The organism is Pedobacter hiemivivus (genome assembly GCF_004331685.1).
GTDB lineage: Bacteria > Bacteroidota > Bacteroidia > Sphingobacteriales > Sphingobacteriaceae > Pedobacter > Pedobacter hiemivivus.
This window is the reverse complement of record NZ_SJSM01000007.1, coordinates 72,248-88,535: the sequence shown is the minus strand read 5'-3', so window position 1 is coordinate 88,535 and position 16,288 is coordinate 72,248. Positions and strand designations below refer to the sequence as shown.

6 protein-coding genes are annotated in these 16,288 nt (G+C 42.6%); all 6 read right to left on the bottom strand.

Features of this window, described 5'->3' with window-relative positions; translation table 11 throughout:
• Nucleotides 1–14 precede the first annotated feature (14 nt).
• On the bottom strand, nt 15–365 hold the full coding sequence (locus tag EZ444_RS13450; protein ID WP_131609647.1) for a heavy-metal-associated domain-containing protein: 351 nt from the start codon (nt 363–365) through the stop codon (nt 15–17).
• Nucleotides 366–496: 131 nt separating this feature from the next.
• Complete coding sequence (locus EZ444_RS13445) at nt 497–895, bottom strand: HYC_CC_PP family protein (protein ID WP_131609645.1); 399 nt, start codon at nt 893–895, stop codon at nt 497–499.
• A gap of 76 nt (nt 896–971) precedes the next feature.
• Nucleotides 972–1,184: a heavy-metal-associated domain-containing protein gene (locus EZ444_RS13440; protein ID WP_131609643.1), complete on the bottom strand. Its 213-nt coding sequence runs from the start codon at nt 1,182–1,184 to the stop codon at nt 972–974.
• A 114-nt stretch (nt 1,185–1,298) separates the two neighbouring features.
• Nucleotides 1,299–3,539: a heavy metal translocating P-type ATPase gene (locus EZ444_RS13435; RefSeq protein ID WP_131609641.1), complete on the bottom strand. Its 2,241-nt coding sequence runs from the start codon at nt 3,537–3,539 to the stop codon at nt 1,299–1,301.
• A 96-nt stretch (nt 3,540–3,635) separates the two neighbouring features.
• A complete protein-coding gene (locus tag EZ444_RS13430; protein WP_131609639.1) occupies nt 3,636–4,472 on the bottom strand; it encodes an alpha/beta hydrolase in 837 nt (278 codons plus the stop codon).
• Nucleotides 4,473–4,503: 31 nt separating this feature from the next.
• Nucleotides 4,504–16,287, bottom strand: coding sequence for a fibrobacter succinogenes major paralogous domain-containing protein (locus tag EZ444_RS13425; protein ID WP_131609637.1), 11,784 nt, complete (start codon nt 16,285–16,287; stop codon nt 4,504–4,506).
• Nucleotide 16,288: the final 1 nt, after the last annotated feature.

Sequence of the window (16,288 nt, the reverse complement as noted above, 5' to 3'; positions counted from 1 at the left end):
CTTTTATTATTTTATTAGTGCGCTTTACTTGCTTTACCTGAACGGTCGTACTGGCAGCAGTCAGGTAATTTACCATAAGCAGCTTCTGTAGCTTTTACCTTTTCAGTATCGTAACCTGATGCGGCAACTTTTTGCTGTACCTGATCATTGGTGATTTTAGTAGAATCGTAACTCACGGTCAATACCTTAGTTACTTTATCCCAATTTGCTGAAGTTACTCCAGGAACTTTAAGTGAAGTTTCGATCGTCTTCTTGCACATTCCGCAATTACCTAATACTTTGATTTTTTCTGTTTTAGATTGTGCAAATACAGCACTACCAAGGAAAGTCAATGCGACTACCGAAAGAATTCTTAATGATTTCATCTTAATTCGTTTTTAAAGAAAATTGTTAAATAAATTGGATTGGAAGCTATACGCCTTAGGATACTGACAAAATCAGCGTAACGGCAGCTTCATGTTGCACAGAGATGCAACAAATTAAAAGAAAGAGGGTATTATATTCTGTAAGTACAGTTTTTTAGGTAGACAGGCACATGCTGTCCATCAGGGGGTGCATTGCTCAATGCTTCCCTGGTAATTCTTACCGGTATAGGTGCCTGATAATTAACGTATAATTCAGGCTGTATGATGGCTTGAGAAAGTTGCTCAAATTTATAAGCCGTTTGACTGGCTTTATGAGACTTCTCAGATTTAACCTCTTGTTGAACATCCTTGCAGCATGATTTCTTTTTAGAAACGGATTTTGGCATTCCGCAGAAATCACATGCGTCTTTAGATTCCTTTTCCAGACTCCAACTTACCAACTCTCCCATGCAATAATGAAAGTGCATAGTTGCCCCACTGGAAATCCCTAGGTAAAAAATGGCAAGTATGGTAAGTAATGTCCTTTTCATTATGATTCAAAGATTGAAAAAAGAACGGAGATATTTTTATATAATTCCGTTCTTTTTTTATAGCGTGTTGAGATTATTACAATTCTGTAGCGATATAGCCAGCTTTTTGAAGCGTATTTACCACTGTTTCTGCATCTAGTTGATCATTAGCTTCTACCGTAAGTATCTTTTCTGGATTGTTAGTATCTACTTCCCATTTAGAGATTTGTGGTAAATCGTTTAGAAAAGGAGTTACCGTTGCGATGCAACCTGAACATTTGATATTTGTTTTGAATTTTAGTGTTTCCATGATATTATTTATTTGTTAATGTTATTTTTTCTTTAGTTCGATCGTCATCCTGAGTTTATCTCAGGACCTCGCAAGAGAAAGGCGGCTTTGCAGGTGAGGGGTCCTGAAATAAATTCAGGATGACGTGGAGCCTAGCTTTGCGAATTTCAAACGCAAACTGTTACTCACTACTGATACAGAACTTAATGCCATTGCAGCTCCTGCAATCATTGGATTCAACAAGAACCCGTTAAACGGATACAATAACCCTGCAGCAATTGGAATCCCTATCAGGTTATAAATAAAGGCCCAGAACAAATTCTGACGAATGGTTTTAACCGTAAGCTTTGATAAACGCAATGCTTTTGGCACTTGTTGTAAATCAGAAGATACCAGTGTAATTTTTGCTACATCAATGGCAATATCCGACCCTTTGCCCATGGCAATCGAAACATCAGCTTGTGCTAGGGCCTGACTGTCATTAATCCCATCGCCAATCATCGCTACCACTTTTCCTTGTGCCTGCAATTGCTTCACAAAGTCTGATTTATCAGAAGGCAATACCTCTGCCTGAAAATGATCGATCCCAGCCTGTTTAGCTACCGAAGCCGCAGTCTGCTGATTATCTCCGGTAAGCATATATACCTCAATACCCGCATTTCTTAATGCGGCAACTGCTTTGGCTGAACCCGCTTTAATCTGATCTGCTATAGATACAATTGCCAATACTTGCGTTGCATTGGTAAAGTAAATCACCGTTTGCGCCAATTGCTGAAGTTCTACCACCCTATTTTGTAAAGCTTCAGAGACCTGTACATTTAACTCCGTAAGGATCTTATGACTTCCTGCCCAATACTTTTCGCCTTCAAACTCGGCCATTACTCCTTTACCGGTCAGACTTTCAAAACCAGTCACCGTAGCACCTTTTACGCCTCCTTTTTTCAAGTTACGCACGATGGCTTCTGCCAATGGATGCTCTGAAGCTTGTTCCAAAGCAACTAATATTTCCTGCAATTGCAGTTTATCTTTCGGCAGTTCAGTAGCCCACTCCACGTGAGTCACTTCCGGTTTCCCTTCTGTAATTGTGCCTGTTTTATCTAAAATCACTGCATTTACTTTATAACCCAATTCCAGTGCTTCTGCATCTTTAATTAAAATACCATTTTCTGCACCTTTGCCAATACCTACCATGATTGCTGTAGGCGTTGCCAAACCCAACGCACAAGGGCAGGCAATCACCAGTACAGTAACCATGGCAAGCATCCCTTGAGTAAATGCATGTTCTCCACCAAACAGCAGCCATACTCCTAAACTGATAATGGCAATTAAAATAACTATGGGTACAAATATGCCGGCAATTTTATCTACCAATTTCTGCACTGGAGCTTTAGAGCCCTGCGCATCCTGCACCAGCTTAATGATCTGGGCAAGCATGGTCTCCCCACCTACCTTTTCTGCTTTAAATTTAAAGCTTCCTTTTTGGTTAATCGTTCCGGCAAAAACCTTATCGCCCGCTTGTTTAGCTACAGCTACAGGTTCACCAGTAATCATACTTTCATCTACAAATGAGCTTCCTTCATACACCTCACCATCTACCGGAATCTTCTCACCGGAGCGTACCAACAATTGATCATTGAGCCTTACATCAGCAACAGGAATTTCTTTTTCACCATGCTCAGTAATCAGCATTACTGTTTTTGGCTGTAAGCCTACCAGTTTTTTGATCGCTGAAGAAGTATTAGATTTAGCTTTTTCTTCCAACAATTTACCCAGCATGATGAAAACAATAACTACCGCAGCTGCTTCAAAATATACATGTGGATGTAATCCTCTACTGTGCCAAAACTCTGGATTAAAGGTATTGAAAACACTAAAAAGATAAGCGATACCCGTACTTAAAGCTACCAGCGTATCCATATTGGCTTTTCCAAATTTGGCTTGTTTCCACGCATTGATAAAAAAGCTCTTGCCAAAAAAGAACAATATCGGAGTGGTTAAAGCCATCATGTAGTAATTACCATTAGGCATATCCATAAAGAACATTCCAATAATGACTACTGGGATAGTTAATATTGACGAATAGATCATCCGCTTTTTTAAAGCCTCATAATTATTTCTCTGTGCTTCTTCCTGCAATTCTTTAGCGCCTTCCTGTTCAACGATCAAGTCATAGCCAATAGATTGAACTGCTTTCTGTAAAGCTTCAGGTTGTACTGCATCGGGATGGTAAATTACCTTTACAGATTGAGTAGCATAGTTGACCTCTGCTTTATCAACTCCTGATTGGGCGCCTATTATAGATTCAACGCTCACGGCACAGGCTGCACAGGTCATACCCAGCACCGGCATCGAAATTGTTTCTATATTGTTGTTCATAACTTGCTTTGTTTAATTAACAATACAAAGGTAAGTTGACAACGGTCTGATTAATTTACAGGATTCAGAGATAAGTTTATAGAATTTTGTAAAGAACTATTTCTTGGGATATAAAATGCGAAAAGCGTTAAAGATAGCCTGGTGGGTAACCGTAGCATGATCCTCTTCCGGTAAATAATCGAAATGTACTTTTACATTTCTAGACTGACCTAGTTTGATTTTCTCATATAACAATTTGGCATCATCTTCCATGATACGCTTGCCGTCAAATGAGCCTTCTTTTCCTACACCAATATAAATATTAGTAGGGTTATTATAATTCTTTTCCAGTACTTCCGGCTTCGCCTTTAACAAAGCGCCATCATTCCACCAAAGACTAGGACTCATGATGATATAATTGTTAAAAAGTCTTGGCTTTTTAAATAAAATCTCGGTTGCCAATAAGCCGCCCAAGGACTGTCCGATAATTGTTTTAAAACCATCCGTTTTGTACTTTTTCTCTACATAAGGCTGTAGCTCCTTTTCCAGAAAAGCGATAAAATTAGCAGAACCTCCATTGTTTGGTATAAATTTACGATCACTGGCTTGCGTAGCAGGAGAAGTAAAATCACGTTTACGATTTTTATTAGCTATGCCAATGACTATAGATTTTGGTATCCTGTTTATCCAGGAAAAGGTATTGTACTGCACAATCCCAACCACATGGATAAAATCTTCATCTGCCGAGCCGTCCAGCAAATAGATGACCGGATACTTTGTGTCTTTATCATAACCTTCAGGTAGGTAAATATTAATGATCCGGTCTTCTTTTAAGATTTCAGAATGAAGACTATCGACATACCCTAAAACAAATTCTTTTGGTTTGTTTTTAACTTGCGCAATAGCACTCAAAGTGAAGATGGAGCATAAGAAAATCAGTATTTTAGTTTTCATTGTTTGTCACCTTTATCTTAAAAAATCAATATTAATTAGCAGTCTTATCATTTATACAACGTGCAGACCAGGCATAAACTTTACTAAAGGGAATTACTTCACTAGCAGTACCTGTGAAATACAACATCGTCGCTGAAGTATTATTTACCTGTGAGCTGGAATATAAATAACCTTCCGATCCACGACGAAAAAGGGCACCTGTATTGCTTAAATAACCGGCACCATGTATTTTCAGTACTGAATTATATCCATCCGCGCTACCTGTCCAACTTTTTGGCGTAGTCCATACCTTTGTCAATTCTGTACCAGTAGGCAATCTCCATCCTCCCCCTAGCATCTGAGTACAAGGGTCATTGACAGGCGCCCAGTCACTATTCTCATTAATACTCCCTATCCATACTGTAGCTGGTGCACGTGTACCTGCTGCATCCGCTTTATACCCCTGCAATTTATTAAACTGCCAATACCAACCTGCTGAGGCCTCAGTAGCATCTGTGGCTGAAATAGCCTGCTGATCGGCCCCAAGATTTTGAGTAATCCAGCATTTTGGCGCTCCAGAAATACTGCTAACTACAGTTTTATAGGTTACCGTTTTAGAAACCGGTGCACCATTAACTCCTGCAACGTGTACTACTGTAAATGTTGGTGGACAGACTTTAGTACTAAAGTTAGCGACAGCACTGTAACTGGTCCCTTCGCTATTTGTAGCGAAGGCTTTTACATAATAAATAAATTCTTCACTTAGTCCAGTTAAAGTAACTGCAATTGCACCTATACCCACCCCAGATGGAATAACGTTGTCTGCCAATGTCGGGTTACCGGTGGTATTCCATACCAATCCTTTCGCAGTAACCGAAACACCACCATCATGTGTAACTGTAGCTTGAGCTTCGGCACTGTTAAGTGTCATTGTAGCAGCAGGCACAACAACAGCACTAACGTATGGAGTTGTTTTAATCTCATCACTTAAACAACGTACAGCCCAGGCATAACCTTTCTCGTAGGAGTACATTGACGTAAACGTACTGAAACACAAAACCGAAGCGAGCGTATTACTTGTTTTTTTATTTGACCAGAAAAAACCATACTGTCCACGATAATGAAAAGTACCATCGTAACTAACTAAACCTGCAGCATGTAATTTTAGCCCGGAATTATAGGCATCATTAATACCTGCCCAGTTTTGTGGAGCGCCGAGCGTGTTCGTCAATTCTGTAGCCGTGGGTAACCTCCATCCTCCACCCAATAACTGAATACAAGGATCGTTGGCAGGAGCCCAGTCGCTATTCTCATTAACACTTCCATTCCATGCTGTTGGTGTTCGCGTTAGTGCATCATCCACTTTATAGCCTTGAAGTTTATTGAACTGATAGTACCAGCCTGCTGAGGCTTCGGTAGCATCAGTAGCAGAAGTTGCCTGCCGATCTGCACCAAGGTTTTGAGTGATCCAGCATTTTGGTGCTCCCGAAACACTGGTAATTGCAGTTTTATAGGTTACCGTTTTAGTAGCCGCGGCCCCATTAACACCTGCAATATGTGATACAGTAAATGTTGGCGGACAAACCTTAGTGCTAACTCTGGTTGCCGTTGCACTGTAGCCTGTACCTGCGCTATTTGTAGCAAAAGCCCTTACGTAATAAGTAAGTTCTTCACTCAGCCCCGTCAAAGTGCCTATAATTGCCCCAATACCAGATCCTGATGAAATCACCTGATCTGCCAATGTTGGATTGCCTGTAGTATTCCATACCAATCCTTTTACTGTGACCGGAGCGCCTCCAGCATTTAGAACTGCAGCTTGACCTTCGGCATTGCCATCTTTTATAGTAATAGCAGGCACTACAACATCGCCTACCACAGGTGCTGTTTTAATAATCTGATCTCTTAAACAACGTACAGACCAGCCGTAGGTCTTCTCAAGAGGAATTGCCGCGCTAGCCGAACCAGTGAAATACAACATCGTTGCCATACCAGTACTTGTCTGTGAGCTTGACCAATAATAACCTTCCGTTCCACGACGAGCAAAGGCACTGGTATAGCTAAAGAAACCAGCAGCATGTAATTTCAGTACTGAATTATATCCAGCATTAACGTTGGTCCAGTTTTGTGGAGCAGCCCTCGCATTAGTCAATTCTGTACCAGTAGGTAATCTCCATCCTCCGCTTAACATCTGAACACAAGGGTCGTTGGCAGGAACCCAATCACTATTTTCATTAATAGCCCCGATCCATGTTGCACCTGGTGTACGGGTAACATCCATTTTATAACCTTGCAATCTATTAAACTGCCAGTACCATCCTGCAGAGGCTTCGGTCGCATCATTAGCTGACGTTGCTTGACGGTCCGCACCAAGATTTTGGGTAACCCAGCATCTTGCTGCACCCGAAACACTGCTATTTATGGAATTATAAGTTACCGTTTTTGTAACTGGAGCACCACTAAAACCTTGTAGGTGATTAACAGTAAAAGCCTCCGGACAAACTTTAAAACTGGCTTCATTAGCACTATATCCCGTGCCTACACTATTTGTAGCAAAAGCCTTTACATAATAGGTATGCTCTTCATTAAGTCCTGTCAAAGCACCTACAATTGCACCTATACCAGATCCTAATGGGACCACATTATCAGCCAGTGTTGGATTACCGGTAGTATTCCATACCAATCCTTTCGCTGTAATGTCCACACTACCATCATAGGTAATCGTGGCTTGAGCCTCGGCATTGCCTCCCTTTAATGTAGCAGCAGGAACGATAACATCACTTATCACAGGTGCTATTTTAAGCTGATCACTGATACAACGTACAGAAGCGCCATAGGCTTTTTCATAAGCACCTACCCCACTACTCGTATTCGTGAAAAAAGACATCGTTCCTTGGGTAAGGTTTGCTTGTTTGCTTGACCAAAGCATAATATCCGTCCCACGACGATAAAGCGGGCCTTGATAGCTTAAGAAACCTGCTCCATGTATTTTTAATGCTGAATTATAGGCATTCATCACATTTGCCCAATTTTGCGGAGCACCTAAGGTATTGGTCCACTCTGTGGCAGTAGGTAATCTCCATCCCCCGCCAAGCATCTGCGCACATGGATCATTAGCAGGGGCCCAATCGCTATTTTCATTAATAGCTCCTATCCATCCTGTACCTGTAATGATAGTTCCTTCGGCTTTATAGCCTTGCAATTTATTAAACTGCCAGAACCATCCTGCCGAGGCTTCGGTATCGTCATTCGCAAAAGTTGCCTGATGATCTGCACCTAGATTCTGAGTGATCCAGCATTTTGGCGCTCCCGAAAGACTCGTAATTGCCGTTTTATAGCTAACCATTTTTGTAACTGGCGAACCGTTAACACCAGCAATATGCGATATGATAAATGTTGGCGGACAAAGTTTAGTAGTAAAGCTGGTTTCTATAGGACTATATCCTGTTCCTATTTCATTCGTCGCATAAGCACGAACATAATAAGTAAGGTCTTCACTCAGTCCCATTAGTGTACCCGTAATTGCGCCAATACCAGATCCAGATTGGATCACCTGATCAGCCAATGTTGGATTACCTGTAGTATTCCATACCAAACCTTTCGCTGTAACCGGACTACCACCATCACGTGTAACTGTCGACAGAACCTCAGCACGATCACTTTTCAGTGTAGCAGCAGGAACCGTTACAGTACTTACAGATGGGAGACTTTTAACAACCTGATCTCTTAAACAGCGTATCGAAGAACCATAAGTTTTATCGAAAGCAGCCATTGAGCCAACCCCAGCGGTAAAGTATAAATTCCCTCCAAGGTTAACACTACCCTGTGTGCCCGACCAGAAATAAGCTTCTGTTCCGCGACGAATAAGTGCACCAGTCCTGGCATCCAATATCCCGGCGGCATGTATTTTTAACACGGAATTATACGCCATATTCATATTTGTCCAATTCTGCGGAATGTCTCTTGCATTGGTCCATTCTGTTGTAGTAGGCAATCTCCAGCCCCCACCTAACAACCGTACACAAGGATCATTGTCAGCTTCCCAATCTTTATTTTCATTAATACTCGTATTCCATCCGGTAGCAGGTATGGTCGTAGCTCCTTCTGCTTTATAGCCTTGCAATCTATTAAACTGCCAGAACCAACCTGCGGAAGTTTCTGTAGCATCATAAGCTGAAGTACCTTGCTGATCTGCACCTAGATTCTGCGTAATCCAGCATCTTGCCGCTCCCGAAATATTGGTACTTACAGATTTATAGGTTACCGTTTTAGTAACCGGAGCTCCATTAAAGCCCAGTGTGTGACTTACAGTAAATGTAGGCGGACAGATTTTAAAACTATTCTCTACACTACTATAGGTTGTTCCTATCTCATTTGTCGCAAAAGCACGAACATAATAAGTAGGTCCTTCTTCTAATCCTGTTAAAGTACCTGCAATTGCGCCTATACCAGATCCAAATGGGATCACATGATCAGCCATTGTTGGGTTACCTGTTGTATTCCATACCAATCCTTTCGCGGTAACTGCTGTACCACCATCATGTGTAACTGTAGCTTGAGCTTCGGCACTGTTAAGTGTCATTGTAGCAGCAGGAACCACAACATCACTTACAAAAGGGGCCATTTTTACAAGCTGATCACCTATACAACGTACAGACCAACCATAAGATTTCTCAAAAGGAATTACTGCGCTAGCTCCAGCAGTGAAATACATCGCCGATGCTTGAGTCGCGTCTGTTTGTGTGCTTGACCAATAATAACCTTCCGTTCCACGACGAATAAACTCCCCGGTATAGCTAAAGAGTCCGGCATTATGTAATTTTAATACAGAATTATACGCCGCGTTATAGTTTGTCCAGTTTTGTGGAGCACCGCTCACATTTGTTAATTCTGTACCCGTAGGCAATCTCCAGCCCCCACCAAGCATTTGCAAACAAGGATCATTATCAGGTACCCAGTCGCTATTCTCACTAATCGTCCGGGCAAATGCAGTATTTGGTTGACGTGACGTTCCATCCATTTTATAAGCTTGCAATTTATTAAACTGCCAGTACCAACCCGCTGATGCCTCGGTAGCATCAGTTACAGCAGTAGCCTCATGATCTGCACCTAGATTTTGAGTAATCCAGCACCTCGGTTCTCCCGAAAGAATAGTCCTTACGGTGTTATAGGTCACCACTTTAGTTACCGGCGCCCCATTATAACCTTCTATATGTGTGACGATAAATGTTGGCGGACAAATTTTAGTGCTAAAGCTGGTTTCTATAGGACTATATCCTGTTCCTACTTCGTTAGTCGCATAAGCACGAACGTAATAAGTAAACTCTTCATTCAGTCCCGTTATGGTATCATAAAAAGATCCATTCCCTGCTCCAATAGGTATTAGTGTCCCATTTTCAAGTGTTGGATTTCCTGTCATATTCCAAACCAGGCCTCTGGTTGTTACGGTAGATCCACCATCAAAACTAACCGCAGCAGTCGCCTTTACAGAAACTTTGGTGATTTCGGAAATTCTAACTTGGCTAAGCACTGGAAGTTCTGCTGGTGTACTGAAAACTTCTTCCTGTCCATAAGCAGTGCCTTTGATGTTAGTCGCATAAGCACGCAGGTAATATTTTGTACCCGGCGCCAGACCAGTGAAAGGAATACCAAAAGTCCCTTCCCCACCTGTAGCGTGATTAATTTTAGTTAATGAGTCAATAGTAGGTTCCGGGCGCGTGCTCCAACATATACCGCGTTGGGTAACTGGCATACCTCCATCATAAGTAACTTCACCACCACTGGTCGCAAACCTGCTGCCGATTAAAGATGGCGTATGGGTAGAAAGCAATGGAAGTGTCACCTCTACTGAGGTAAACAATACCTGGCTACCATAAGTTGTGCCTACCGCATTGGTTGCATAAGCACGTACGTAATAAGTTGTGTTTTCTGTTAAGCCCGTTAACTGCGCCACAAAACTACCTATTCCTGTAGTCGTGTTGTCTACCGTTTTGGCAGCCAAAGCAATGGTTGGGTTGCCTGTCGTATTCCAGGTTACCCCTCTTGCCAGGATTGGTGATCTACCATCATTTGTAATCTCCCCACCACTAGTCGCTATGGTAGCACGGATATTCGTTACCGGTGTTGTGATCGTTAATGTAGGGAAAGCATTGGTAATGAAGGTACGCTCGATACCGTACGCCACACCGATCTTATTAACCGCATAAGCACGTACATAATACAAGGTGTTCGGTGTCAAATTGGTCATAGTAGCCGTAAAAGCATCCATCCCAGAGCCATTTGAACTTTTGCTGTCGTTTATAGTTGGATTGGAAAGGGTGCTCCAACACAATCCCTTAAGGGTAATGTCCGAACCGCCATCACTGGTCATCTCTCCACCAGCATTGGCACTAAATCCACCCAGATCGGTAACTTCAGTAGTTTTGATCCTCGGAGCCGTAGCGAACAAGGTTACTGTAACCTGATTTCCATATGCTGTACCTACACTGTTAGTCGCATAAGCTCGAACATAGTAAGCTGTACTCAAGGCCAAATTGGTGACTTCACTCGTAAATATTCCCATTCCCGTTCCGTTCTGTGTTTTAGAAACAGTTACGGTAGCCGGATTAAAATTACGGTCCGTACTCCAAATCACCCCACGTGCGGTGATGGCTGCTCCACCATCTTTGCTGATCTCTCCACCTGTGATGGCGCTTGAGTTAGAATTAGCGGTAATATATGATGTAGTAAGTGTGGGCAACACCGGAGGCGTTGTAAAAGTCAGCTCATTCCCATATCCTGTTCCCAGGCTGTTTATCGCATAAGCCTTCACATAATAAACGGTAACAGGTTCCAGGCTTTTCAGGATACTTCTAAAAGTATTTCCAGTAACAGGATCATTGCTGGTTTGCATAGCCGAACCTAATAAGGGATTTGTACTTGTGCTCCATACTACGCCCTGATCGGTTATCGCTGCAGCACCGTCACTAATAATGGTACCACCACCGATAGCCGTTATACCCAGTGAAGAAGCTGAAACATCATTTGTGGTCAATGTTGGAACAGTAAGTGTAGTAAAGCTCAATTCATTTCCATAAGCAATACCTACGCTATTGATGGTATACGCTCTTATATAGTAAGTCACTCCTGGCAACAAATTAGTAATCGTACTGTTAAAGCTTCCAATACCAACACCAGCATGCGTAGTTTTATTGTTAACTACGGTATCTGGTCTGAATCCTGGAGAAGTGCTCCAAACCAATCCACGGGTAGTAACTTCTACACCGCCATTATCTGTTATGATACCTCCAGTTTGTGCTGTTGATCCGGTAATTCCAATCGCATCCTTAGTCGTTAAGCTAGCCAATACCGGAGGGTTAGTGATAAAACTCAATAAATTCCCATAACTGGTTCCAGCAATATTTGTGGCGTAAGCCCTCACATAATAAGTGGTATTAGGTTTCAATTTTTTAAGTGGACTAGTAAATACCCCATCTCTACTTCCATTGCTAGTTCGGTTAACCACAACGGTATCCGGATTGAAATCAGCATGACCACTCCACACTACACCACGTGCATATACAGCCGAGCCCCCTTCATCAGAAATATCTCCCCCACTAATGGCCGAAGTACTTCCAATAGCTGTGGTATATAAGGTTGTTAGTGTAGCCAGCTGAGGGGTTACAAAGCTAACCAGGTTACCATAAGCCGTTCCTACACTGTTGGTCGCATACGCAAGTACATAATAAACTGTATACTCCTTTAATCCGCTAAGCTGAGCAGTAAAGCTGCCCATAAAAGCACCATGCTCTACCGTTTTATGAACAGTTACTGTATCCGGATTAAAATTAGGTTGTGTACTCCAGTATAGTCCACGAGTGGTCACAATAGCACCGCCATTGTTTTCGATACGGCCACCACTGCTGGCAGCTGTTGCTGAAGTGGTTATTGCTGCCGTAGTAGTTATACTGGCAAGGATTGCAGGAAGCGTAGTGAAACTAAGCTCTTCTCCATAAGCTGTACCTACACTATTGGTTGCATAAGCACGTACATAGTAAGTCGTGCTGGCCAGTAATTTGTCGATTTTGTTGGTAAAACTCCCCATACCAACAGTACCTGAAGCATGACCATCAGTTAAAACTGGGTTTCTGCTGGTACTCCAGCATACGCCACTGACAGAAACTGCTGTTCCACCATTATCAGAAATATTTCCACCTGCCATTGCAGCCATACTTGTTATCGTCGCAGGTTCAATTGAGCTGGTAGTCACTAACGGCAAGGCGAAGGTTTTAAATTGCACTTCATTGGCCGCATAAGCAGTACCCACACTATTGGTTGCAAAGGCTCTTATGTAGTAAGTTGTTCCTGGTTTTAAACCAGTGATTGTTGTGTTAAAACTATCAGCTCCTGATGCGCTAATCCGATTTGTAGAAACCGTATCAGGATTGAAACCAGCAGTTGTACTCCAAACCAAGCCCTGTTCTGTAATCAATGCGCCGCCATTATTGATGATCGTACCACCACTGTCACCAGTAACTCCTTGCGCTCCACTTTGGGCAGCTTTAGTAGTCAAAGTCGCCAAAACCGCTGGAGCAGTCGTAAACTGTTCTATCTGACCATAAGCTATTCCTACTTCATTTATCGCATAAGCCCTGATGTAATAGATGGTATTCGCTTTTAATCCGGTAAGTGCATGTGTAAAATGACCAATGGCAACACTACCATTTGCATGTTGGTCTGCGGTAGTTGGCAGTGCCGAAGTACTCCAGCATATTCCACTTTGAGTTACCGTCGATCCACCATCGCTGGTAATATCGCCACCACTATTTGCAGAAAAACCAGTAATTCCAGATGCAGGTAAACTAGTTACTGTGGCTGGAGTTGGAATCGCCGCCGTAGTAAAAGTCAATTCATCACCATAAGCAGTTCCCACACCATTTACGGCATAGGCACGAACATAATATTTAGTTAATGGAGCCAAACCATTAATACCAACAAGGAAGTCGCCCAAGTCATTGCCGTCTGCTGCGTATTGATCCGCAGTAGTTGGATCACCTGTAGTATTCCAGCATATTCCTCTTGTTGTTAATAAGCTCCCTCCATTATCGGAAACATTTCCCTTAATCAATCCAGTTGTAGCGGTAGCATTCACTATTTCTACAGTGGTAACCGTAGCTAAGCCCGAAGTCGCAGTAACAAAGCTTTCCTCATTACCATAAACAATTGTTGAATTGTTACCCGCATAAGCGCGCACATAGTATTTGGTACTGCCCATCAATCCGCCAATTTTGCTGACGAAGGTATCTGAGACAGCCCCACTGATATAGTCATCCCCTATAGTTGGGTTAGGTGACGTACCCCAACAAATCCCAGTAAACGTTACCCCAGAAGTAATTGTTCCTATAATTCGGCCTCCACTCTCTGCAGAATTGTTGGTCACCATGCTAACCGGAGTCGTTGTTAAACTTAGGTATAAAGGAGTGGTAAAACTAACCTCTTTGGTATATGCAGTCCCCGCGCTATTATTAGCAAAGCCTTTAGCGTAATACACTGTTCCTGGTAATAAGCCCGTAATGTTGCTCACAAAAACACCTAAATCGGTCGGGTTTTGAGTAAGAGATTCATGAGTTTGGTAGTTAATTCTATCCGTACTATACATCACACCTCTAGAAACTACGCTTGCGCCACCGTTGTTAAGTATATGAATACTTCCCGTTATTTCCGTGAAGGTCATATTGCTGAGGGTAAGTGCTGCCCCAGCCAATACAGGTATTTGAGGCGCTAAAGTTGTAAACTCCAGCAGCTCACCATAGGCAGTACCATTTCTATTTGTAGCATAAGCACGAACATAATAGGTCGTATTTCCCATTAAGGATGTGAGTAAACTCTGGTAAGTACCAATATCCGCACCATCAGTAGTTGTGACCGCAGCAGCATCATCAACAGGATCACCTTTTACACTCCATTTTACGCCCCTAAAAGTAATATCTGCCCCCCCATTGCTGGTTATATTTCCTCCGGCTGTTGCCGAGATGTTTGTAATGGCTATTGGCGCCAGCGTTTCCACACTAGGGATTTCAGGAATAATGACAAACGTTTTATCCGCTCCATAAACCGTACCTACAACATTAGTGGCATAGGCCCTCATGTGATAGGTCTTATTTGGCAATAAATCGGTTAGCTTACTACTAAAAATACCAAGACCAGTGCCATTGAGGGTATGCGAACGATCAATGGTAGGGTTTTCAACTAAACTCCAGCATACGCCGCGGGAAGTCACCTCTGCTCCACCATCGGCAAGCACCTGTCCACCCCCAGTAGCCGTATTGTTAAAGAATGAAGAGGCAGACAAAGTAGCTACCGTAGCATAATTTGGTGTACTAAATGTTTCCTGCTTACCATAGGCTAATCCAGCATCATTTACTGCATAAGCACGTACATAATATTTTACTCCAGGAGTCAATCCTGAAAGCATGCTGCTAAAACTACCTACTCCATCACCAACTATTGGTTCCTCTGTTTTGGTAATCAAGGCTATTGTTGGTAATTCCTCAGTACTCCAGCAAATTCCACGAAGGGTTACCGTAGAACCTCCATTGTTACTAATGTGTCCCCCGCTAAAGGCATCAATCCCTGTAATCCTTGTTGGTTTTATTGTTACAATAAATGGCGCAGAACTGGTTACAAAGCTAGTTTCACTGGTATAGATTGTACCCACACTGTTGGTGGCATAACCCTTCGCATAATAAGTTGTCCCAGGCAATAAGTCAACCAGGTTACTGATAAATATGCCTACATCTGATCTGTCTATCGCGGTAGATGAACCATACGTCCAATTGATCCGGTCTGTGCTCCATGCAAATCCACGGTCAGTGACCAGGGCACCTCCATTGTTGAGGATATTCAAAGTCCCTTGGGCTGATTTTTCAGTGATGTTTGTAATGCTTACCGTCGCAAAGCTGAGTACCGGTAGCACTGGCGGGGCGGTAGTAAATTGTATCAGGTTACCATATACGGTTCCCTGACTGTTCACTGCATAAGCTCTCACATAATAAGTGGTATTGCTAAGCAGTCCTACCAAAGAACTTGGAAACACACCTACCCCAGAACCATCATTGGTCATAGTAGCAGAAGGGTCGTCAATGGGGTCACCATTAACACTCCACCTTATCCCACGGGCTGTTACCGGGCTGCCACCATCATCAGTAATATCACCGCCACTTAAAGCAGTCATACTGGTAATATCGGTGACAGGTAGTGTGGTGATGGTTGGCAGGTCAATGCACTTTAAATCTCGCCAGACTACTCCATCGTAATAACGGATGCTTCGAGATAAGGCATTGATATAAAATGCGCCCTTTTTTAAACCAGGGGTTGAGGGATTGTTTTGCAAGACAGGTAGCTTGAATGTTTTCACATCAACACCGGCAGCAAAGCTTTTACTCTCTGTAAAAGTACTGCCCCCTAAATCCCGTATTTTAATCCAGCTGGTCCCATTATTAATCATGGTCGAATGATTAGCCGACGAATAATAAATGGTACCCGCTTTATTATTGTTAGCTGGATCAGCTGCTAAAACCGGCAAATAAGAAATACCGCCTTTAACCGTAAAGTGATCTTCAGCTGTTACGTTCCAAATCTTGGTGGTACATAAGGTTTCCCAGTCTGTACCCGTATAAATTAATGGCTGCTCCTCGACTGTACTGTAAACAATCATCCCCATTTCTGGGGCCGTAATTGTCGCAGGATCCCTCAATGCAAGATGAGGGATATCATTTATAACGCTGAATGGATGCTGTGCATGGACTAAATTACTTGTAAACAGTAAAAATAGTAATAGGATACCATGAAATTTTTTCAAT

Coding starts and splice junctions, on each gene's coding strand:
- EZ444_RS13450 (WP_131609647.1), bottom strand. CDS start 365: ATGAAATCATTAAGAATTCTTTCGGTAGTCGCATTGACTTTCCTTGGT.
- EZ444_RS13430 (WP_131609639.1), bottom strand. CDS start 4,472: ATGAAAACTAAAATACTGATTTTCTTATGCTCCATCTTCACTTTGAGT.
- EZ444_RS13445 (WP_131609645.1), bottom strand. CDS start 895: ATGAAAAGGACATTACTTACCATACTTGCCATTTTTTACCTAGGGATT.
- EZ444_RS13435 (WP_131609641.1), bottom strand. CDS start 3,539: ATGAACAACAATATAGAAACAATTTCGATGCCGGTGCTGGGTATGACC.
- EZ444_RS13440 (WP_131609643.1), bottom strand. CDS start 1,184: ATGGAAACACTAAAATTCAAAACAAATATCAAATGTTCAGGTTGCATC.